The 21,138-nt window shown below is 66.8% G+C and carries 19 protein-coding genes; 10 read left to right on the top strand and 9 right to left on the bottom strand.

Annotation, left to right across the window (positions count from 1 at the left end; translation table 11 throughout):
• Nucleotides 1-29: 29 nt before the first annotated feature.
• The 3 genes from ahcY to ABFX29_RS14045 form a co-directional block, all read right to left on the bottom strand.
• The gene (gene ahcY / locus ABFX29_RS14055; protein WP_152228701.1) at nucleotides 30-1,514 is read right to left on the bottom strand and encodes an adenosylhomocysteinase; all 1,485 of its coding nucleotides are present in this window, start codon (nucleotides 1,512-1,514) and stop codon (nucleotides 30-32) included.
• Between the two features lie 13 nt (nucleotides 1,515-1,527).
• The gene (locus ABFX29_RS14050; RefSeq protein WP_152228702.1) at nucleotides 1,528-1,722 is read right to left on the bottom strand and encodes a Trm112 family protein; all 195 of its coding nucleotides are present in this window, start codon (nucleotides 1,720-1,722) and stop codon (nucleotides 1,528-1,530) included.
• Between the two features lie 99 nt (nucleotides 1,723-1,821).
• Nucleotides 1,822-2,217, bottom strand: a complete 396-nt coding sequence (locus tag ABFX29_RS14045) for a DUF3499 domain-containing protein (RefSeq protein ID WP_152228703.1) — start codon at nucleotides 2,215-2,217, stop codon at nucleotides 1,822-1,824.
• A gap of 111 nt (nucleotides 2,218-2,328) precedes the next feature.
• Between ABFX29_RS14045 and ABFX29_RS14040 the strand changes: the two genes are divergently transcribed.
• Nucleotides 2,329-2,829, top strand: a complete 501-nt coding sequence (locus tag ABFX29_RS14040; RefSeq protein WP_152228704.1) for a metallopeptidase family protein — start codon at nucleotides 2,329-2,331, stop codon at nucleotides 2,827-2,829.
• A gap of 25 nt (nucleotides 2,830-2,854) precedes the next feature.
• Here ABFX29_RS14040 and ABFX29_RS14035 read toward each other — a convergent pair whose 3' ends face one another.
• Genes ABFX29_RS14035 through ABFX29_RS14025 form a run of 3 tightly spaced genes read right to left on the bottom strand, consistent with a single transcriptional unit; the run spans nucleotide 2,855 to nucleotide 8,567 of the window.
• Nucleotides 2,855-4,471: a DUF5719 family protein gene (locus tag ABFX29_RS14035; RefSeq protein WP_152228705.1), complete on the bottom strand. Its 1,617-nt coding sequence runs from the start codon at nucleotides 4,469-4,471 to the stop codon at nucleotides 2,855-2,857.
• On the bottom strand, nucleotides 4,471-7,989 hold the full coding sequence (locus ABFX29_RS14030) for a glycosyltransferase family 2 protein (RefSeq protein WP_152228706.1): 3,519 nt from the start codon (nucleotides 7,987-7,989) through the stop codon (nucleotides 4,471-4,473). The genes ABFX29_RS14035 and ABFX29_RS14030 overlap by 1 nt, the downstream gene beginning before the upstream one ends.
• 29 nt (nucleotides 7,990-8,018) lie before the next feature.
• On the bottom strand, nucleotides 8,019-8,567 hold the full coding sequence (locus ABFX29_RS14025; RefSeq protein ID WP_152228807.1) for a WhiB family transcriptional regulator: 549 nt from the start codon (nucleotides 8,565-8,567) through the stop codon (nucleotides 8,019-8,021).
• A 256-nt stretch (nucleotides 8,568-8,823) separates the two neighbouring features.
• Here ABFX29_RS14025 and ABFX29_RS14020 point away from each other — a divergent pair, with 256 nt between their 5' ends.
• Nucleotides 8,824-9,537 (top strand): TIGR03089 family protein, encoded by a 714-nt coding sequence (locus ABFX29_RS14020; protein WP_152228707.1) that lies wholly within the window; start codon nucleotides 8,824-8,826, stop codon nucleotides 9,535-9,537.
• Here the strand turns inward: ABFX29_RS14020 and ABFX29_RS14015 are convergent.
• A complete protein-coding gene (locus tag ABFX29_RS14015; protein WP_152228708.1) occupies nucleotides 9,515-10,072 on the bottom strand; it encodes a GtrA family protein in 558 nt (185 codons plus the stop codon). The two genes, ABFX29_RS14020 and ABFX29_RS14015, sit on opposite strands and share 23 nt — an antisense overlap.
• Nucleotides 10,073-10,251: 179 nt before the next feature.
• Between ABFX29_RS14015 and ABFX29_RS14010 the strand changes: the two genes are divergently transcribed.
• The 4 genes from ABFX29_RS14010 (at nucleotide 10,252) to manA (ending at nucleotide 14,960) form a co-directional block, all read left to right on the top strand.
• Complete coding sequence (locus ABFX29_RS14010) at nucleotides 10,252-11,424, top strand: 5-(carboxyamino)imidazole ribonucleotide synthase (protein ID WP_152228709.1); 1,173 nt, start codon at nucleotides 10,252-10,254, stop codon at nucleotides 11,422-11,424.
• Nucleotides 11,421-11,948 carry a 5-(carboxyamino)imidazole ribonucleotide mutase gene (gene purE, locus ABFX29_RS14005; RefSeq protein WP_152228710.1) on the top strand — a complete coding sequence of 176 codons (528 nt, stop codon included), beginning with the start codon at nucleotides 11,421-11,423 and terminating at the stop codon, nucleotides 11,946-11,948. The genes ABFX29_RS14010 and purE overlap by 4 nt, the downstream gene beginning before the upstream one ends.
• 9 nt (nucleotides 11,949-11,957) lie before the next feature.
• On the top strand, nucleotides 11,958-13,568 hold the full coding sequence (locus ABFX29_RS14000) for an LCP family protein (protein ID WP_152228711.1): 1,611 nt from the start codon (nucleotides 11,958-11,960) through the stop codon (nucleotides 13,566-13,568).
• Between the two features lie 75 nt (nucleotides 13,569-13,643).
• Nucleotides 13,644-14,960, top strand: coding sequence for a mannose-6-phosphate isomerase, class I (gene manA, locus ABFX29_RS13995; RefSeq protein WP_152228712.1), 1,317 nt, complete (start codon nucleotides 13,644-13,646; stop codon nucleotides 14,958-14,960).
• Nucleotides 14,961-14,980: 20 nt separating this feature from the next.
• Here the strand turns inward: manA and ABFX29_RS13990 are convergent, their stop codons facing one another.
• Entirely contained in the window at nucleotides 14,981-16,006 is a 1,026-nt protein-coding gene (locus tag ABFX29_RS13990; protein WP_152228713.1) for a lipid II:glycine glycyltransferase FemX, read from the bottom strand.
• 117 nt (nucleotides 16,007-16,123) lie between these two features.
• On the opposite strand from ABFX29_RS13990, the gene ABFX29_RS13985 reads away from it, so the two are divergent.
• On the top strand, nucleotides 16,124-16,978 hold the full coding sequence (locus ABFX29_RS13985) for a tryptophan-rich sensory protein (protein WP_246167588.1): 855 nt from the start codon (nucleotides 16,124-16,126) through the stop codon (nucleotides 16,976-16,978).
• A 76-nt stretch (nucleotides 16,979-17,054) separates the two neighbouring features.
• Here the strand turns inward: ABFX29_RS13985 and glpX are convergent, their stop codons facing one another.
• A complete protein-coding gene (glpX, locus tag ABFX29_RS13980) occupies nucleotides 17,055-18,095 on the bottom strand; it encodes a class II fructose-bisphosphatase (RefSeq protein ID WP_091606747.1) in 1,041 nt (346 codons plus the stop codon).
• Between the two features lie 196 nt (nucleotides 18,096-18,291).
• Here glpX and ABFX29_RS13975 point away from each other — a divergent pair, with 196 nt between their 5' ends.
• The 3 genes from ABFX29_RS13975 to ABFX29_RS13965 all read left to right on the top strand — a co-directional run bounded on the left by ABFX29_RS13975 (nucleotide 18,292) and on the right by ABFX29_RS13965 (nucleotide 21,128).
• Nucleotides 18,292-18,879 (top strand): DUF4245 domain-containing protein, encoded by a 588-nt coding sequence (locus ABFX29_RS13975; protein ID WP_152228714.1) that lies wholly within the window; start codon nucleotides 18,292-18,294, stop codon nucleotides 18,877-18,879.
• A 97-nt stretch (nucleotides 18,880-18,976) separates the two neighbouring features.
• Complete coding sequence (locus ABFX29_RS13970; protein WP_152228809.1) at nucleotides 18,977-19,633, top strand: carbonic anhydrase; 657 nt, start codon at nucleotides 18,977-18,979, stop codon at nucleotides 19,631-19,633.
• A gap of 73 nt (nucleotides 19,634-19,706) precedes the next feature.
• A complete protein-coding gene (locus ABFX29_RS13965) occupies nucleotides 19,707-21,128 on the top strand; it encodes a class II fumarate hydratase (RefSeq protein WP_152228715.1) in 1,422 nt (473 codons plus the stop codon).
• The last annotated feature ends 10 nt before the right edge of the window (nucleotides 21,129-21,138 follow it).

The following is a 21,138-nucleotide window of genomic DNA, read 5'->3' as shown; positions in this document are numbered from 1 at the left end:
CGGCGCGGCTTTGTCTCTGGCTATCCGGCTTAGTACCGGTAGTGGTCCGGCTTGTAGGGACCGGCCACGTCCACCCCGAGGTATTCGGCCTGCGGCTTGGTCAGTTCGCTCAACTCGACGCCAAGGGCGTCCAGGTGCAGGCGTGCCACCTTCTCATCGAGGATCTTGGGCAGCACGTACACCTGGTTGGCATATTCCGGCGTGCCGTCTTCCTTGTTCTGCCCGTACTTGGTGAACAGTTCAATCTGGGCAATGGTCTGGTTCGCGAAGGAGTTGGACATCACGAAGGACGGGTGTCCGGTGGCGTTGCCCAGGTTCAGCAGGCGGCCCTCGGAGAGCACAATGATGCTGCGCTGGTTCGGGGTTCCTTCGTCGAAGATCCATTCGTGGACCTGCGGCTTGATCTCCACCTTGCGGATGCCGGGAACGCGGGCCAGGCCTGCCATGTCGATCTCGTTGTCGAAGTGGCCAACGTTGCCGACGATCGCCTGGTGCTTCATCTGCGCCATGTGGGAGGCCATGATGATGTCCTTGTTCCCCGTGGTGGTGATGAAGATATCGCCCTGGCCCACAACTGATTCGAGGCGTGCCACCTGGTAGCCGTCCATGGCAGCCTGCAGTGCGCAGATCGGGTCAATTTCCGTAACAATTACCCGTGCGCCCTGGCCGCGCAGTGCTTCCGCGGCGCCCTTGCCGACGTCGCCGTAGCCGCAGACGACGGCAACCTTGCCGCCGATCAGGGTGTCCGTGGCGCGGTTCAGTCCGTCCGGCAGCGAGTGGCGGATACCGTACTTGTTGTCGAACTTGGACTTGGTGACCGAGTCGTTCACGTTGATGGCGGGGAAGAGCAGCTGGCCGTCAGCGGCCAGCTGGTAAAGCCGGAGCACGCCCGTAGTGGTCTCTTCGGTGACGCCGCGGATGCCCTTGGCGATTTCGGTCCACTTCCCCGGCGCCTCGGCCAGCGAACGCCGCAGGGTATCCAGGATGACCGTGTACTCGTAGGCGTAGTCCGGATCGTCTTCGGCCGGGTTCGCCGGGACGGACCCTGCAGCTTCGAATTCAACACCCTTGTGCAGCAGCAGCGTGGCGTCTCCGCCGTCGTCCAGGATCATATTCGGGCCGCCGGAGCCTTCGGGCCAGGTGAGGATTTGCTCGGCAGTCCACCAGTATTCCTCGAGGGTTTCGTTCTTCCAGGCGAAGACGGGCACGCCCTGCGGATCTTCAGGGGTACCGGAACCCACCACGACGGCGGCCGCGGCTTCGTCCTGGGTGGAGAAGATGTTGCAGGAGGCCCAGCGGACCTCGGCCCCCAGTGCCGTCAGGGTTTCGATCAGCACGGCTGTCTGCACGGTCATGTGCAGCGAACCCGCGATCCGGGCACCGGCCAGGGGCTGGCTGGGACCGTATTCGCGCCGCAGCGCCATGAGTCCGGGCATTTCGTGTTCAGCCAGGCGGATCTGGTGTCGGCCGGCTTCGGCCAGGGACAGGTCAGCTACTTTGAAGTCGATGCTCACAGGTTCAGGATCCTCAGTTCTCGGTGTCGTCGGCCGGGGCGGCGGATGCCGGCAGCAGCACCGGGATGCCTTCTTCGATGGCATAGCGCAGCGGCTTGCCGTCCGGTCCGGGTGCGGTGGAAACGAGGTCGTTCCCTTCCTGCACAAGGTGTGAGTGGGTCTGCGGGCAACGCAGGACATCCAGGAGATCAGCGGTCAGGTTAGCCATGCTGCGGCACTTCCTTGCAAAACGGTTGACTGGTCACGGCCGCGGTTCATCCCCGGCTGATTCCCCCAGCCTATAGCGTGCGGAGCCCCGCGGCTCAGCTCAGCTTGGTTCGCTGACTTCTTCGCGCAGCACACGCAGGTGGGAGCGGCGGGAACCGGGGATATCGGCCGGCGGCTCCAAGGCATGCTTGCCGCTGCGCCGGGCGGGCTCTTCGGCCGCAGGAACTTCCTCCGCCTCGCGGACTGCATCCACCAGGGCAGAGAGTTCATCCGGACCCGGGGTCCGCGGCAGCGTGCCAAAATCCAGCCGGAGGACCTGCCAGCCACGAGGGGCGGTAAGGCGCTGGGCGTGGAGCTCGCAGAGGTCGTAGCAGTGCGGTTCGGCATAGGTCGCCAACGGCCCTAGCACCGCGGTGGAATCGGCATACACGTACGTCAAAGTCGCGACGGCGGCCTGCCGGCACGCTGAACGTGAACAAAGACGTAAGGATCCCACGGGTCAATACTCTACCCCCAAGGTGCTGGCTGCCCGGGGCAGCCACGCCGGGACCCGACGGCCCCCGGCCCGGTCTCCCCGACGCGCTGTGTGCGGGCTAGAGTAGGTGCCATGCCTCCAGGATCGTCCCCCAGCATCAACGGCGGATCCGGCGCGGGAGAGCCGGGCCCTGCCGCTGCGCGCCCGTTCCGCCGGCGGCGCCGGAACAGGCACGGACGCGGCCTGCGGGGGGAATTGCTGCCCGCACATCTGGCCGGTTCCAGGACGCGCGCCGAACGTTTTGACGAGTGGGTCATGGAGTCCGCCCAGCGGCTGGAGAGGCTCTGGGGTGAAGACATCCAGGCCTACCAGTTCATAGTCCAGGAAATTCCGGACGGACTGGAGGAGCTCGTGCGCCGGGGAGGCACCATCCCGCTGGCCTCATCCAGTGCGGGGAACGGCCCCAAGCCCCCGGTGATCACGATCTACCGCCGCCCCGTTGAGTCGACCGCCCGCGGGCTGGTGCCGGTGAACGAACTTATCCACGACGTCGTAGTGGAACAGCTGGCGTCCCTGAAAGGGATGGATCCGGAGTCCATCGACCCCACGTATGGCCGCTTCAGGCCGCTCTAGCGAACCGCTTGGATTCGGTCCTGCGTCAGTAGCCGATTCCCACCTGGACGGACCTGCTCCCCGAGGTTCCCTCCGGCAGCGGCAGCACGGAGATTCCCGGCCCGTCACCGGTCACCAGCTGCGCTCCGTAGACCGCTTCGCCAAGGGCGCTGACGAGGACTGCGGCAAGTTCACCGCTTCCCAGGTCGCCGGGCTGCAGTGTGAGCGTCCTGCCTCCGGGAACCTGGATCGCCTTTTCCTGCTGCAGGCTTCCGTCTGTTCCAACAGCCCGGACCCGTACCTCGGCGTCACCGTCCGGCGCAGTGAGCACCAGGGCGGAGCTGCCGCCGGGAACGGCCACGGCCAGGTGTTCACTGCCCAGCCTGGTGTCCGCCGGGGCTACCGCCAGCTCCACCCGCTCTTCGGGCTTGGTGCCGCGGCTGAAGACAGCTGAGGCGGCAACCGCGACGTCCGCGGACAGGTCCAGTGAGTAGGTGCCGGCGGGCAGTTCAGCCAGCGGAATCTTTCCAACCGTGCCCGCTGGAACGCTGAAGACTCCGCCGCCGGGAATCTCCACCTCGCCCTGTTCTCCGAAAACCCGAAGATGCACGGAAGCGTCCGACGTACCCGGCACGGCAACGTTGAGGACCGGCTGGACTGAACCGTAGCCTTCCTGGGCCATGAGTTCACGGGTCGTTTCCGGGGCCTGCAGTGCAACACCCGTAACCACCTGGCGCGGCGCCGGGGCAGCGGTAGGCTCGATGATTTCCACTCCGCCAGCGGTTAGTCCGCGCAGGATGCTCTGTTCAATAAAGGCACTGACCGGTCCCCCTGAGCTGCGTACCCGCACCGCGGCCGATTCCTGTCCCGATGCCAGGCCCGCAAGGACAATGGACCGGGTTTGTCCCGGTGCCACGACGATTCCGCGGCTTCCTCCGGCCTCGATCCGTCCCTGCGATCCGATGATCTCCAGGTCCACTGTCGCGGCTGTTGCCGAAGGGTTGTTGAGCTTCAGTACCGCCGTAGCCCCGACCGTGGTCCGGGCGCCCAGGAGCCACATGTCATTCGAAGGTGCCTGGCAGTTGGCCGCAGCGAGTCCGGCAAGGTCTCCGTCGGTGGCTGTGTAGCCCATGACCGCGTTGGCCGTAGCCGGCTGGTCGCCGCTGGGCTCGGCCTCGAAGGCAGTGACCCCCGTGACCTGCTGCTTCGCCAGGACGCCCGCCAGCCTTGTGCCGGCCAGCGGAACTTCCGGGTTAACTTCAAGGGAGGCAACAGCGTCCCCGCTCTGCAGGGCGGAGAGCTGGGCCGGCGGCAGGGAGGCCCCTGCTGCGGAGATGACCGCGGTGGTGACCGCGGTTGCCGCAGACTCGGAGACCGGGCTGAACTCCGCATCAGTCGAGGTCGCGTTGCCGGAAAGCAGCCGCAGCGGCTCCGGGCACACCCCGGTCAGTATTCCGGCCGGCACGCTGGTTGCCGGTGGCTGTGCCGCCAGCTCGGAACGCGTCGGCGCAGCGATGGCCGAAGCCGTGATCAGGGCTCCTGCGGTCACCACCAGGACGGTTCCGGAGACCGCTGCGTAAGCCGTCTTGCGCGCCGCAGCGCGACGCCCACGGCCCTCGGCACGAGAGGACCCTGCGTCGGGTGTCCCGGTCGGATCGGCCATCAGTGCACTCCTTCAGACGAACTCTTGGTAGCCGGCACTCCCGCGCCGGAGGAGGACTGGCGGGCGGCGCCGCCGCTTCCGCGGCTCCGGCCCCGGGCCGGCTTGCTCCTGCGGGCGCGGCCCGCACTGCGGTCCCGGGCCAGCGCCGGTTCGGCGGCGGGCTCCTGCGGACCGGATTCGCCGTCCTGGCCGGCCGCAGCGCCGTTGCCCGGCGTGCCGGGAGCCGATGCAGACGCACGCACGGGGCCCTGCTTGCCGGGCAGCCGGATAACACCGGAGCGCGACGGGGTCGGGACCGCCAGCAGCACGGTCAGCCCAAAGACAATCACCTGCACCATCGAGGTCCATGGCTCCCAGGGGCTGCGGTAGCTGAGGCTGAGGTCACCGCCGCCTTCCGGCAGGACGAATGCCTGGGCCCAGCCGTCAGTGGACGGCTGGAGCGGATTTCCGTTCAGCGTTGCCTGCCAGCCGGTGTCGGCGCGCTCGGCCAGGACCAGGCGCCTGCCCTCCGGGCCTGCCGGAACAGGGGCATTGGCCGTGGTCCGGTCCGATGCCACCAGGGCTAGTGTCTGGCCCTGCGCATCAACGATGCGGACCCGTGCAGTCTGTCCTGCGAGCGTTTCGGTGCCCTGTTCATCAAGTGCCCCGGTTACGCGCCAGAGCCATCCGGATCCGGTTTGGCCAACGGCCGTGAGTCCCGGCACGGCGTCCAGGCGGTCCGCCAGCAGTTCAGCTGCCGTGTCGGATGTTTGAAGCACCACAAAGCCCACGCCCAGCCGGCTCAGTTCCTCGCGCGGATCCACTCCGGTTCCGGCAGTGATGACCGCGACGGCGCTGCGGAGGGCGGCACTTGCGCCGTCGTCCGCTGCCAGCGTTTCGCTGCCCGGCGCTCCTTCGACGGCACGCGCCGCGTAGCCGGCGCTGAGCCCGTCCAGCGTGCTTCCGCCGGATCGCATCAGTGTTGCAGTCACTTCGTCCCCGGGACCTGCGTTCAGCACCAGGGAACGGGTCTGGTCAGTGCTGTTTCCGCGGTCCGCCGCCGTGGCGGGCAGCACCCGGGTTCCGGTCTCGGTGATGGCCAGCCGCGTGCCGGGCTGCGCTCCCCCGGCACCGGCTGCGGTTGTCTCACCGGCGGCCTGCGGGACTGTCCATGCTGCCAGGCTGGCTGCCGGACCCGCTCCCAGCAGGATTGCCAGGGCCACGACGGCGGCAGCGGCCGGACGGCGGGTTTGTCCCGTTTCGGTCCGGCGGGCCGCCAGCAGGGCGTCCAGGGCCGGCAGTGCCGCACACAGCAGGGCAAACACTGCAGCGGACACGAGCGGGCCGGGGTACGGAGTCACCAGGGCCGCTGCAGCACTTCCGGTCACCAGGTACGCCGCAGCACCGGACAGGGCAAGGGCCGCGATCGCCATGATCCACCCGAGCCTGGCCGTCCCGGCGCGGCCGGGCAGGAAGAGGGCGACGGCGGACAGGGCTGCCAGCGGGCCTCCCACCAGCAGGGCAAGCACCAGGGCCCAGGGCCCGTCGGGCAGGAACCCGAGACCCGCCAGCGGGTCGGAGATCCCGAATGCTTCGGGGTAGCCAAGGAGCTGCTGCCACAGCGCCGCCGGTGTGAACGCCAGCGGAACACCGGGGTCTGCCGCGGCCGCCCGGAGGTTTCCGGAAGCGGAGAGGATGACCGGAAGCAGTAACGCAGCCGGTGGGAGCAGGGACCACCAGAGGGTTCGTGCCCGTGAACGAAGCCGCAGTGAGAGCACCAGGACCAGCAGGATGCCAAGCACAAACAGCAGCGGGGCGCTGGCTGTCAGGACTGAAAGCAGCAGTCCGGCGGCGGCTGCGGCCGTCCAGCTCGGAACACCGTGGACGCCGGGTTTGCGTGGAGTTGCGGAATCTGTTTCGGCGGCACCGCGCGTATCCGGTGCCGCGGTTCCGGCACCGACGGCCCGTGCCATCGCCAGGACGGTCAGGGGCAGCACAATGTGGGCCACCAGTGCGCCGAGCCGGCCTTCCCCGAGGGATGCCTGCAGTGCGGGCACGGAACCCCAGGCCATGGCGGCCCAGAACCGTGCGCCGGGGCGCCGGGTGAGGGCCCCGGAAGCGACCCAGGCCGCCAGCCCGGAGAGCGGCATGGCAAGCAGGACCAGTACCACTACGGCGGCACTGGCGTTGCCCAGGCCGGCTGCACCAAGCAGCCACAGGACGTAGTCGAAGGGGTCTCCGTGCCCGGGGTAACCGGCTCCCACCTCACTCCACCAGCCGCTTGCGTTTGCCCAGATGACAGCAAGCGAATCAGATACCGGGAGGAGGGCTCCCCCGGTAAGGGCAGGAGCACCGACCAGCCGGTGCAGGCCGGTCAGGGACGCAGCGGTGAGCAGCAGGGCTGCAGCCAGCGCACCGGCCCCGGACCAAGCCCGTCCGCGGGTGGCCAGTGCAGCAAAGTCGTCGTGGGAGTCACCGCTGGGTTCATAGGCATGGGGCGCCGGCGCGGAGCCGGTCTCTTCCGACCGGTACGCGTTCGCCGCGGCCTCGGACTCGTGGACGGAACGCCGGTGCTCGCGCACTTCGCGGGGCGTAGTGACCAGTGCGCGGACGGTGCTGCGGGGAAGCCTTCGGGTAGCGGCTGCCTTGCGCCGGGACCGGTAGAGGTCCACGGGCCGCAGCACGGCAGCAATGCTCGAGACCAGGGAACCGGCGGCATAGCCGGGGTCCTTTGCCAGCATGCCCAGGAAGAACCGGCCGAAACCGCCCAGCACGGCTCCCAGCGCAAGGAAAGGAACCTGCCAGGCAGGAGCGTGCTTCAGCCGCAGGAAAACCTCTGCCTTGCGGGCTGCCCTTGAGGACGCAGCCGGGTTCGGCCGGCTGCCCGCGTGCCGAACGCGCGCGGAGGGGACAACTACCACGCGGTGGCCAGCGAGCCGGTTGCGCCAGCAGAGGTCTATATCGTCGCCGGTACCCGGCAGCGCCGGATCAAAGCCGCCCAGGGCGTCCCAGGCATCACGGCGAATCAGCATTCCGGCGGAGTTCACCGCAAAGATGTCGCTGCGGGAGTCGTATTGCCCCTGGTCCAGCTCGTCGACGTCGATCATGGTCAGGCGTTCGGCCCAGCGGCTGATCGAGACGCCGACGTCGATGAGCTTGCGGGGGTTTTCCCATTCCACCTGCTTGGCTCCGGCAATGGTCACAGAAGGCGCCAGTTCAACGGCACGCAGCAGCTGCGCCAGCGCTCCGGGATCAGGCGCCGAATCGTCGTGGAGGAGCCATAGCCATTCCTGTGTCGGGTCCGGCGCCTCGGCACGCCGGGGCATTTGCTCAAGGCCTGCCTTAACGGCTGCGCCAAATCCGGACCGGGCGGGGGCACCGATCACGGGACTTCCTACCGGCAGTCCCAGCTGGAGCTGGGAGGCGGAGGCATCAGCTGATCCGGCGTCAACGCCGATGCAGAAATCTGCCGGCCGTGTCTGGGCCGCCAGTGCGGAAAGTGTTTCGGGGAGGTACTCGGCGCCGTTGTGGGCAACCACTACGGCACATACGCGGACGTGCGAAAGAATTAGACTGCCTGCTTTCGGAGCCGGCGGCGTTCCCGCTCGGAGAGTCCGCCCCAAATACCAAACCGTTCATCGTTGGCCAGCGCGTACTCGAGGCACTGTGAGCGCACGGTGCAGGCAGCGCAGACTTTCTTGGCGTCCCTGGTGGACCCGCCTTTTTCCGGGAAGAACGCTTCAGGATCCGTCTGGGCGCACAGCGCGTCAGCCTGCCAGCCCAGTTCGCTTTCGTCTGCATAGCCGTCGCCTATGCCGGGCAGCCCAATCCATACCGGGCGCTGCTCGGTCTCCGCCGGAGCGGAGAACAGGGAAACCGGGGGGTCCAGGAGATCTTCCCTGCCCGGGGCCTCTCCCCCGGCGAGAGCCTCATGCGCGGCAAGGAAAGCCGTGGCTGCATCTTCCAGGCTGGCGCCGGCTCCCTCGCGGTAGCGGTCGGCTGCCTCGGGATCAGCGGGATCGACGTACCAGTCCCCGGGCACGCCGCGTGAGCCGTAACTCGTGGAAGCCTGCGCCTGGATGTCCGGCCGGCCCTGAATCTTCTCTGCTTGCCCCATGGAGTCCTCCCGGTGTAAATGCTCCAGCAGCGGATATCTGGATTCACGCAGGCGACAATCAGCCTGCTGTGAACGCATGTAGTTCATGGTTTGCTGGAACAAATCCGTTCCCTAATTACACGCGTGTAATACGGTCACGTCAAGCTGTTTCGGCATCCTATAGAGTCGGAACCGTCTGACGGCGGCGCGCCACGCCGCGAATTTGTCCGGCGCAGCTCCCGCAGCCTGGTCCAACCGAAGCGAAAGCGAAAAGCAGATGACGTTAAACCCGGTCCCCCGCATCCTGAACACGCTCAGGACGGAGCAGGCAACTTCTCCCGCCCTGATCTGGTACGGACCGGATTCCGAGCGGGTGGAGCTCTCCGGCAAAGTCCTGGACAACTGGGCAGCCAAGACCTCCAACTACCTTGCGGAAGAACTTGATGCCGAGCCCGGGACCACCGTGGAGCTGGACCTGCCCGCCCACTGGAAAACCCTGGTCTGGGCCCTCGGAGCCTGGCAGGCCGGCTGCCCACTTGCCTTATCGGCTGATTCGGGGGCGCAGGTAAGGGCAACCGCGGATAAACCTGAGCCGCGCAGCCGGGGCGAGATCGTCGCTGCGGTTGCACTTCCGGCGCTGGCCATGTCCTGGCCGGGCGGGCTTCCGGGAGGAACCAGCGATTACGCCGCCGAAGTCCGTTCCTTCGCCGACACCTGGACCGGACCGGTTTACGACGACGAGCCGGCGCTGGCACTTGCCGGCAGCCCTGGAGCAGAAGGCACCGCGTTCAGCGCCCTGCCCGGCGTGGACCGGGATGCCGCCGGCGCCCTGGTCATGCTGGCCCCCGCAGAGGCCGGGCTGGCCAGGATCCTCGGAACGGCACTGGCGGTCTGGTCCGCCGGAGGAACACTGGTGCTCACCGGAGCCGGCGTTCAGGCCACCGAGCGGATGCTGGCGGCCGAAAGGGTTACTGCTCGGCTTGGGGCCTGAGGGGCTTGGCGGTTTCGGCCGCAGGTTCCTGTGCCGCTGAGTGGGCCGGGTCCACCGTTAGTTCCATGGCCCGCTCGTCGGCTTCAGCGTCAGTGGCTGAACTGTTGAATACCCAGTACCGGTAGGCGAAGAAGCGGACCACCGTGGCGACGCCGATGCCTATGACGCCTGCCATAAACAGGGTCCCGTTGTCCGTGATGCCCATCGGATAGCGGGCGATCCAGGTGAACCCGGTGGAGATGAAGATCCCGATGCCGTTGATCAGGATGAACTGAGCGAATTCGCGGGCCACGTTGGACTGGCGGCGGTGACGGAACGTCCACCAGCGGTTTGCCACCCAGGAGAAGATCGTAGCGATGGTGGCGCCGGCGAAGCGTGCCTTGGCCGGACTGCCTTCCATGATCGAATGCATGAAGATCCAGGTCAGACCGTTGTCCACCACGAAAGCGACGGCGCCAACGGTCCCGAACTTTGCCACCTCGCGCCAGAAGGCAGACGCCAGGGACCTGAGCCAGGAAATAAATGATCGAATCATGACCCTCCGCGGCCAATCGTGTACGCACGGGGATCCCCGCCGGACGAAGGAACTGCCGCGCTATGGCACGGCAGTAAGAAACCCAGTTTACCTTCCGTTCTTGGGAACTGGCCTTGAGCTTGTGCGTTTGGCCGGTGACACACGGCAGGAAGTCCGTGCGGCTTCGGTAACCTGTATACGTGAGATTTCCTATTATCGGCGTTGTCGGCGGCGGCCAGCTGGCCCGGATGATGGCCCCGGCGGCCACCGAACTCGGGTTTGAGCTGCGCGTCCTGGCAGAAGGTCCGGACGTGTCCGCTGTTCCCGCTGTAGCAAATGCCGTCGTCGGCGACTACACCGACTATGAGACCCTGCGCTCCTTTGCCCGCGGCGTCGACGTCCTGACGTTCGACCACGAGCACGTGCCCGGCGATCACCTGAGGGCCCTGTCCGGGGAAGGCATCAACGTCCAGCCCGGACCCGATGCCCTGGTGCATGCCCAGGACAAACTGGTGATGCGCGCAGCCGTGGACCGCCTGGGCCTGCCGAATCCCGCCTGGGCCGCTGTCTCCTCAGTCGCCGACCTCATAGATTTCGGCAAGGCCACCGGGTGGCCGGTGGTGCTGAAGACTCCCCGCGGAGGCTACGACGGCAAAGGCGTCCGGATTATCGACGACGCCGCAGCTGCCGAGGCGGCCGCCGACTGGTTCACCGGCACCGCACTGCTCGCTGAAGAGAAGGTCTCCTTCACCCGCGAGCTCTCGGCGCTGGTGGCCCGGACACCCGGCGGCGAGTCGGCCGCCTGGCCCGTGGTCCATTCCATCCAGGTCAACGGTGTCTGCGACGAGGTGATCGCCCCGGCGCAGGACCTGTCTCCGGAAACGGCTGCCGCCGCGTCCGAGGCTGCCCTGCGGATTGCCAACGAGCTCGGAGTTACGGGCGTCATGGCAGCGGAGCTTTTCGAAACTCCCGGCCGCGGCCCCGGCTTCCTGATCAACGAACTGGCCATGCGCCCGCACAATTCCGGGCACTGGACCATGGATGGTTCCGTCACCGGTCAGTTCGAACAGCATCTGCGTGCCGTGCTGGGACTGCCCCTGGGCAGCACTGCCCTGCTGGGCGGCGTGGCCGTAATGAAGAACTTCCTCGGCGCCGAGAACCCCGACCTGTACCTTGGTACCCGGCTGGCGCTGGCGGCCGAACCCGCTGCCAAGGTCCATAATTACGGCAAGGCAGTGCGTCCCGGGCGCAAGGTCGGCCACGTTAACGTAGTCGGAGCGTCCGCTGCAGAGCTGCCGGCCGTCCGGCGCAGCGCCGAGAGGGCCGCCGCGATTATCCGTGACGGCCGCGAACCGAATGAGGAGAAGGCATGAGCACCGCCAACAAGCCGCTGGTCGGCCTGGTCATGGGGTCGGATTCAGACTGGCCCGTCATGGACGCGGCTGCCGCAGCCCTGGCCGAATTCGGAATCCCGTACGAGGCCGACGTCGTCTCCGCCCACCGCATGCCGGCGGAAATGATCGCCTACGGCCAGGAAGCCCACCGGCGCGGACTGCGCGTCATCATCGCGGGTGCCGGCGGAGCAGCCCATCTGCCGGGAATGCTGGCCTCCGTTACTCCGCTGCCCGTCATTGGCGTGCCCGTTCCGCTCAAGTACCTCGACGGCATGGACTCCCTCCTGTCCATCGTCCAAATGCCCGCCGGTGTCCCGGTGGCCACCGTGTCCATTGGAGGGGCCCGCAACGCCGGCCTGCTTGCCGTGCGCATGCTGGCCGCCGGTACTGATCCGCTCGCCGCGAACCTGCAGGAGAAATTGATCGATTTCGCCGGCGAGCTGCGCCAGACTGCCATGGCCAAGGGCGCCCGCCTGCGCACCTCGGTTTCGGAAAGCGCCTAGGGCAGGCGCATGGCCAGCACCGCGCCGGGATCATCCGGAGCCGTCTACACAGACCCGGTCCGTTACCCCCAGTCAGCATCGCCGCGCCTGCGTAACAAACGGGCCTTCCTGCTCCTGTTCCTGACCCTTGTGCTGCCCGGCTCGGCCCAGATCGTTGCGGGAGACCGCAGGCTGGGCCGTACGGCCCTTCGCATCACTTTCCTTGTCTGGGCGGCCGTCATAGCTGTTGCCGTACTGGCAATGACCAACCGGATCCTGCTGGTGAATATCTTCACCAACAGCTGGGCCTCCTTCCTGATCATGGCGCTGCTCGCCGGGCTGGCCGTGGGCTGGGCGCTGCTGTTCCTCAACACTTTCCGCATCATCCGTCCGCCGCTGCTGCAGCGGAACATGCGGCCCGCCGTTGCCGGCTCGATGGTTCTCCTGATGGCCATCACGAGCGGTTCACTGGGCTACGGAGCCTGGCTGCTTAATGTCAGCCGTCAGACCTTCGACAACATTTTCGCCTCCGGGCCCGCCTTTGACCCGGTGGACGGGCGCTACAACTTCCTGCTCCTGGGCGGCGATGCCGGTGCCGACCGCACGGGCCTGCGGCCTGACAGCATGTCCGTATTCAGCGTCGACGCCGACACCGGACAGATCGTCACGTTCGGACTCCCCCGCAACTTCCAGAACGCCCAGTTCACTGAGGACTCTCCGCTTTGGCAGGTATTCCCCGAGGGCTACAACTGCGGTGACGAATGCATCCTGAACAGCCTCTACCCTGTGGTCACCGAGCAGTACCCCGATCTCTACCCGGAGTCCGAAGACCCCGGCGCCGAGGCCATGATGGATGCCGCCGGCGGAATCCTGGGCCTTGAGATCCAGTCCTACGTGATCGTGGACATGGAAGGCTTCTCCAGCCTGATCGATGCCATGGGAGGAGTGAAGATCGACGTCGGAGGCTGGGTTCCCATCACCGCCGCGGAGATCCCCGGCACCAACCGCCATTACCCGCCGGACGGCTGGATCGCACCCGGTGTGCAGACCATGGACGGGTATACGGCCCTCTGGTACGCCCGCTCGCGCGAATTCGTCACCGACTACCACCGCATCGCCCGCCAGCAGTGCGTCCAGCAGGCAATGGTGGCCCAGCTCGATCCGGCTACCCTGCTGACGCGTTTCCAGGCCATCGCCTCCGCAGGCGAACAGGTGGTTCATACCGACATCCCGCAGGACCAGCTGGGCAGCTTCGTGGATCTTGCGCTGAAATCCAAGAACCACGATGTCCAGCGGATGACCATCGGCCCGCCGGACTTCGGAACAGCAGCGGATAACTTCGTGACGTACCCGGACTTCGACCTCATCCATTCCCGGGTGCAGGAAATGCTGGCTGAAACGGATGCTGCTGCGCAGCAGACCGCTGAGCAGCCGGCTCCGGCACCGGTGGAAGACGGCGCGATCGGCCAGTCGGATGCCGCGGAGCCTGAAGCGCCGGCGGCCGAAGCTCCCGCTCCCGAGCCCGCCGAAACTGCCGGACCCGAAATCACCGAAGAGTACCTCCAGGAACTGGCGCGCATCGGAGACACCGCTACGCTGGGCATGCTGCTGGACAACAACGGGGTCTGCAGCGCCGGCTGACCCGCCGGTTCCTCCTCCGCCAGCCGTGTACCGGCCCTTTCGGGCCCGCGGCCAAGACACACCGAAGAGAGAGACATGTATCTGCTTTCAGGCACCCTCCGCCCCTACGCCTGGGGTTCCCTGACGGCCATGGCTGAGCTCTTTGGCCGTGACCCCAGCGGGGAGCCCGAAGCCGAGCTCTGGTTCGGCGCCCATCCCGGCGCTCCGTCCGCCGTCCTTGGCGCGGAACCTGCCACGCTGGATGAGCTCATTGCCCGGGATCCGGAACAGCTGCTGGGCCGGGAGACCGTAGCCGTGCACGGGCCGGCCCTGCCGTTCCTTGCCAAGGTACTCGCGGCCGGATCACCGCTTTCGCTGCAGGTTCATCCCACCAGGGAGCAGGCCCGGGCGGGATTCGCTGCTGAGGAAGCCGCGGGGCTTGACCGTGCAGCGGCAGACCGGAACTACAAGGACGCCAACCACAAGCCGGAGATGATCTTCGCGCTGACGGACTTTGAAGCGCTCTGCGGCTTCCGCCGGCCGGAAGACGCTGCCCGGCTTTTCCGCACCGCCAGCCGGCTGGTGGAGGCAACCGGCCGGCCCGCACCGGAGCTGCTGGCCCAGACGGCGTCGGACCTTGAGTCCGGACGTCCCGAAACCGAACGGCTGGAAAGCGTGTTCCGCCGCCTTATCACCGGCGGCGAGGAAGTCCGCGAGGCTGTGGCTGCCGCGGCCGAAGCCGTCCGGTCCCTGGATCAGGCGGGACGGACTGAGCTGGACCCGGCCGTTGCTGAGCTCGGTTCCCTGGACGGCTACTATCCCGGGGATCCGGGCGTGCTGATTTCCCTGCTGCTGAACCGGGTCTCGCTCTCCCCCGGTGAAGCGATTTACCTCCCCGCCGGGAATGTCCATGCCTATCTGCGCGGGCTTGGGGTGGAGGTGATGGCGTCCTCGGACAACGTGCTGCGCGGGGGCCTGACGCCCAAACACGTTGATCTGCAGGAATTGCTGAAGACCATCGATTTCCAGGCTCTGGGCATCCCCCGCGTTGCGGCGGAGCGCACCGGGCTTGGGCAGGAACTGTACCGGCCGCCGTTCTCGGAGTTCTCCCTGCAGCGGCTCGAACTGGCGCAGAGCGCCGCCGGCAGCATGTCTGCTGCGGACGTTCCTTTGCTTCAGAACGGCCCCACGCTGGTCATCGCGCTGCGCGGGTCCCTGGTGCTCGATTCGCCGAAGCAGGACCTGATCCTGAACCCGGGAGACTGCGCGTTCATTGGGGCCGACGAGGCCCCGGTGATCGCCAAGCTCGCCTCCCATTCAGCGCAGCACGACGACGGCGCCCTGGCGTTCGCCGTTACGGCCGGTTCCGTTACACCCGCCGCAGACCCGGACGCCCCCACCCTGCGGATCTAGCCGCCGGGAGCTGCGGGAACCTATCGGCCCAGGCGGCTCCGGAGCGCGCCAACGCCGCCGCGGATCTTCCGCAGCGCCGTCTTGGCCAGCGGCAGGGCACCGGTGAACACCGGGTAGAGCGGGGAGAGCGGCTTGTCCCAGGTTCCGGCCAGCATATTTTCGTGCTTCGCCCAGCCCATCTTGAACTTGGAGACCCCGTCGTTGAGCAGGCCGTTGAAGTCGTAGCGGGTGATGCCGCGGGCTTTCATCTCCTGGATAGCCAGCCACTTCAGGGCGTAGTTGGCCCGGAGGCGTTCGCCCTCTTCGCTCATCCCGCCATAGAGTTCGAAGGCGGTGTACCCGCTTGCGGACAGCCAGAGGAACGCCACCACGTCGCTGCCCTTGAACGCGGCATAAACCGGCGAATCGTCCCCGAGGTTGTCGAAGATATCGAAGTAGTAGGAGTCCTCGTGGATGCCGAAGCCGGCGCGTTCGGCTGTCTGCTTGTACACGTCCAGGCACTGCTGGAGTTCCCCTCGCTTCACCGCACGGTAGTCCAGCTCTTCCCTCCCGGATTTGCGGATGTACTGCCGGTGTTTCTTGCTCATGGCAGCCAGCAGGTCTTCTTCGTCCTGGCCCAGGTCAAGGATCAGGGTGCGCGGGATCAGGATGGTGTTGGTGCTGGGCCGGAATCCGGCGCCGGGCAGTGCAGCCGCAGCCGCGGAATCCGCGTCCCAGTCCGGTTCGATGGTGAGTGCCACGGCATGGTGTTTGCCCTTGGCGTAGCCTGCAACGGCGGCGAGCAGCTCAGCCTCGCGGCCCGGTTCGCCCTGGGGACCCCGCGGAACATAGGCGAGTGCACGGAAGGGAAATGGCAGCCGCCGGATCAGCAGCTGGGCAGTGCCAACGACGCTGCCGCCGTCCGAAAGCAGGAGCCGCTCGGCCTGCCAGCCGTGCTCAGCTTTGGTCTTTCCCCAGCCCCACAACTGCTGCGGGTGCCCGTTGAACTGGTTGACGAGACTGTTCCAGCGGGACGGATCGGTGCAGGGAGTAACGCTCAATGTCATGCCAACTAGCCTACGTTGAAGCCGGCACCGGCTTCGAACGCGCGGTTGTTATGGAGCTGAAACCGGAACCGCACGAAAACCCCGGAAATTAGTAAGCATGCTTTGTTAGGCTCGAATATGGCTACTTCGACTCCCAGCACATCCAGTCCATCCGAACCGGCGGGTACGGCGGGCCGGGGTTCGCAAGGCTACTCGGGCAGGGACCTGGCCCGGCAGCTTACGGTCACCGTCTCCTACGTCCTGTGCATCATCGGGTCCGTCATCGGCGTCGGGGTCTTCGGCGGCACCCGCATCGCGGAGGCTGCCGGCGGGGCCCTGAGCGCAGACGCCACCTATCTGGCACCGGCCAGCCCTGCCTTCTCCATCTGGTCCGTGATTTACACCGGACTGGGTGCCTACACCATCTACCAGTGGCTGCCCTCGCAGCGCGCTTCCGACCGCCAGCGCAGGCTCGGCTGGCTGGTGGCTGCCTCACTGATCCTTAACGCCGCCTGGATCCTCAGCGTCCAGGCCGGCTCCGTTCCGCTCTCCGTTGTGGTCATCGCAGCGCTGCTGGTCGTCCTGGCCGTGATCTTCGCCCGGTATGCCCGCAGCCGTCCCGGCAGCCTGCTTGGCGCCGTCGTAGTGGACGGAACTCTGGGCCTCTATCTGGGCTGGGTCTGCGTGGCGATCTGCGCCAACATTGCCTCGGCACTGACGTCCGGCGGCTTTGACGGGTTTGGCCTGGACCCGGTTATATGGGCCGGCATCGTGCTGGCTGCTGCTGCCGCCGTCGGCGTTGGCCTGGCGCTTTACGGCCGGGGCCGGCTGGCCCCCGCCGCTGCCCTGGCGTGGGGGCTGTCATGGATTGCGGTCTCCCGCGTCAACGGGGAACTGCTTTCCACTCCAACGGCGGTCATGGCTGCTGTTGCCGCCGCCGTCGTCGTGATCGCGACCGTGGGCGCCCGGGTGGCTGAAATCCGCCGGAACTAACCGGCACATACGCGGAATCAACAGGTTGGGCCCGGACAGTGTCCGGGCCCAACCTGTTGATGCGGCTCGCGAGTGCTTAGCGAAGCCGGGCGTAGGACTCCCACTTGTGTGACTGGTGCTCGCCGTCAACCACGCGGATGGTTCCGGACTTGGAACGCATCACGATGGACTGGGTGAGGACCCGGTCCTTCTTGTAGCGGACGCCGCGCACCAGGTCGCCGTCCGTGATGCCGGTCGCCGCGAAGTAGCAGTTGTCACTGGTAACCAGGTCGTTGGTGGAAAGCACCCGGTCCAGGTCGTGGCCGGCGTCGATCGCCTTCTGCTTCTCCTCATCCGAGGTCGGCCAGAGGCGCCCCTGGATAACTCCGCCAAGCGTCTTCACGGCGCAGGCGGTGATGATGCCCTCAGGCGTGCCGCCGATGCCCATCAGCGCGTCCACGTCGGTGCCCTCACGCGCGGCTGCGATGCCGCCGGCGACGTCGCCGTCCATCAGCATCCGGGTGCGCGCACCGGCGTCGCGGATTTCCTGGACCAGCGGCTTGTGCCGGTCGCGCTCAAGGATCATGACGTTGAGCTGGTTGATCTTCTTGCCCTTGGCCTTGGCGATCAGGTGCAGGTTCTGCTTGACCGGCAGGCGCAGGTCCACCATGTCCGCAGCCTCGGGACCGGTGACCAGCTTTTCCATGTAGAACACGGCGGAAGGGTCGAACATGGTTCCGCGTTCGGCGACAGCCAGGACGGCCAGGGCGTTGTTGATGCCCAATGCGGTCAGGCGGGTGCCGTCGATGGGATCCACTGCTACGTCGCAGAGCGCGCCGGTGCCGTCACCAACGTGCTCACCGTTGTAGAGCATGGGGGCTTCGTCCTTCTCACCCTCACCGATCACCACGACGCCGTTGAAGTGGACGGTGGAGATCAGGGAGCGCATGGCGTCCACGGCAGCGCCGTCAGCGGCGTTCTTGTCGCCGAACCCGACCCAGTGACCGCCGGCAATGGCGGCTGCTTCGGTAACGCGGACCAGTTCAAGCGCGAGGTTCCGGTCCGGCTCGTCGTCTCCGACTGCCAGCGCGGGTGAAAGAGTTGAGTACTGGGCACCTTGGGACACGTCTAACCTCATCTTCGAAATTCGGGCCGCACTGTCCGGAATCAGTCCCAAACAGCGGCCCGCCTGCTGTTCCTTGCTCCGATCATAGTCGCCAAGTGGTCCACGCCACCGCCGGCGCCCGGCATTTAACGCCGCCGGACTGCCCGAAGGCCCCCGGGCACTTGCGCAGGAATAGGACTTGCCGCCCCGGATAGGCGATCATAGAGGTGTGAGTGAGCAGCAGCAGCCCGAAGAGCCCGTTACCCCCACCCTGACCGCCAAGCAGGCCAAGCGTGCCAACGCCACGGTCATTGGAATGCTCATCGCCACCGGAATCACGCTGGCGATCGTGCTGGTTCCGGTGCTGCTCAATCCGTACCAGAAGATGCAGCCGCGCAATGTGGACGTCCAGGCGATCGCTTCTGAAGCCGCGGGCGACGCCGGCTACGACCCCCTCGCCCCTGACCTGCCCGATGGCTGGACCGCCAACTACGCGCGGTGGGATTCCGGCGTCAACAGCGGCGTCCCCGCCTGGGAAGTGGGATATCTCACTCCGGACACGGAGTTCATCCGTCTTACCCAGACCAATACCGGCAACCCCACCTGGATCTCGCAGACCACCAAGGACTCCCTGGTGGCCGGTGAGCGAAGCGCCGGCGGTGCCACCTGGCAGCTGCGGGACAGCGCCAATGGTGAAGCGCACCTGGTCACGGAAGTCAACGGAATGACCGTGGTGCTCAGCTCCGAAGGCGACCTGTCCGCGGTGGACACGCTCGCGGAAGCTGTCCTCGCCGATCTCGCTGCTGCCGGGCAGTAGCACCCCGCCGGCCCCGGCCGCCCGTACGGTGCGACTTCCAGCGGTAACAGATCAGCGAACCGGCTTCGAAGCGCCGTATTGTTGAACCGTGACCGAATTGAACAGCCCCCTTACTGCTCCCACCACTCCCGCCCAGGCCTGGCAGCGCCTGCGCGAAGGCAACGAACGATTCGTCTCGGGTTCTTCCCGGCACCCCAACCAGGATGCGCCCCGTCGCAGTTCCCTCGTGAACGAGCAGAACCCCTTCGCGGTGATCTTCGGCTGCTCGGATTCCCGGCTTGCAGCCGAAATCATCTTCGACCTCGGCCTCGGCGACGTTTTTGTGGTCCGCACGGCCGGGCAGGTGACCGACGACGCCGTCCTGGGCTCACTCGAATACAGCGTGGGCGTCCTGGGGGTTCCCCTGATCGTGATCCTGGGCCATGACAGCTGCGGGGCCGTCACAGCAGCCAAGCACACCGTGGACACCGGCTCCATGCCGTCGGGCTACGTGCGCAACCTGGTTGAACGCATCACCCCCTCGGTCCTGGCTGCGCGCCGCAACGGGCTGGAGGACGTCAATGACATGGTCGTCGAGCACACCCGGCAGACCGCTGAGCGGCTGGTGGAGAGCTCACGCCTGATTTCCGACGCCGTCGCCTCCGGAGCAACCGCCGTCGTCGGACTTTCCTACCGGCTCGCCGAAGGCCGTGCCGACCTGGTCTCCAGCATTGGCCGCCTGGAACCGGAAACAACCGGCCTCGCCGCCGGTTAGCGGGGAAGAAAACGCCGCCCCAATCCGACACGCGTTTTCAGCGCCGGCGGGCGTCCCGACTAGGCTGGTAGCCATGACTTCCAACTCCGCTGAATACCGCATTGAACATGACACGATGGGTGAGGTCCGCGTCCCGGTAAACGCCCTTTACCGCGCCCAGACCCAGCGCGCCGTGGAGAACTTCCCGATCTCCGGCAAGCCGCTGGACGACGCGCACATCGAGGCACTGGCCCGCATCAAGAAGGCTGCCGCAACCGCCAACGCAGAACTGGGAGTGCTCGACGACGAGCGCGCCAAGGCGATCGCTGCCGCTGCTGACGAGGTTGCAGCAGGCAAGCACAACGGCCAGTTCCCGATCGACGTGTTCCAGACCGGTTCCGGCACGTCCTCGAACATGAACACCAACGAGGTCCTGGCCGAACTCGCCACCCGTGCCCTGAAGGCTGCCGGCAGCGAGACCTCTGTTCACCCGAACGACCACGTCAACGCCTCGCAGTCCTCCAACGACGTCTTCCCGACCTCGGTGCACGTTGCTGCCACCTCTGCCCTGATCAACAACCTGATCCCGGCACTGGAGCACCTGGCCGTGTCCCTTGAGCGCAAGGCTGAAGAGTTCAAGGACGTCGTCAAGTCCGGCCGCACGCACCTCATGGACGCCACCCCTGTGACCCTGGGCCAGGAATTCGGCGGCTACGCCGCGCAGGTCCGCTACGGCATCGAGCGCGTCCAGGCTTCCCTGCCCCGCGTGGCCGAAGTTCCCCTGGGCGGCACCGCCGTCGGCACCGGCATCAACACCCCGGCAGGCTTCCCGCAGCGCGTGATCGAGCTGCTCGCTGCCGACACCGGCCTGCCGCTGACCGAAGCCCGGGACCACTTCGAGTCCCAGGCCAACCGTGACGCCCTCGTTGAGGTCTCCGGCATGCTGCGCACCATCGCAGTGTCCTTCTCCAAGATCGCCAACGACCTGCGCTGGATGGGCTCCGGCCCCAACACCGGCCTGGGCGAAATTGCCATCCCCGACCTGCAGCCGGGCTCCTCGATCATGCCGGGCAAGGTCAACCCGGTCATCTCCGAGGCCGTGATGCAGGTTGCCGCACAGGTTGTGGGCAACGACGCCGCCATCGCCTGGGCCGGCACCTTCGGCTACTTCGAGCTGAACGTCGGCATCCCGGTCATCGCCTCGAACCTGCTGGAGTCGATCCGCCTGCTGGCGAACTCCTCCGTGATCATGGCGGACAAGATGATTGACGGCATCGAAGCCAACGTGGAGCGTGCCCGCTACCTCGCCGAGGCCTCCCCCTCGATCGTTACCCCGCTGAACAAGTACATCGGCTACGAGAACGCCGCCAAGATCGCCAAGTTCGCGGTCAAGGAAGGCAAGACCATCCGCCAGGCCGTCGTCGAGCTCGGCTTCGTCGAGCGCGGCGAAGTAACCGAAGAGCAGCTTGACGCTGCCCTGGACGTCCTCTCCATGACCAAGCCGCCGCAGGCCTAGTTTTCAGAGT

The sequence above is a fragment of the Arthrobacter gandavensis genome (assembly GCF_039528575.1).
In the GTDB taxonomy this organism is placed as follows: domain Bacteria; phylum Actinomycetota; class Actinomycetes; order Actinomycetales; family Micrococcaceae; genus Arthrobacter_B; species Arthrobacter_B citreus_B.
The sequence above is the reverse complement of the archived record's forward strand: the minus strand, read 5'-3'. Positions and strand labels throughout refer to the sequence as shown.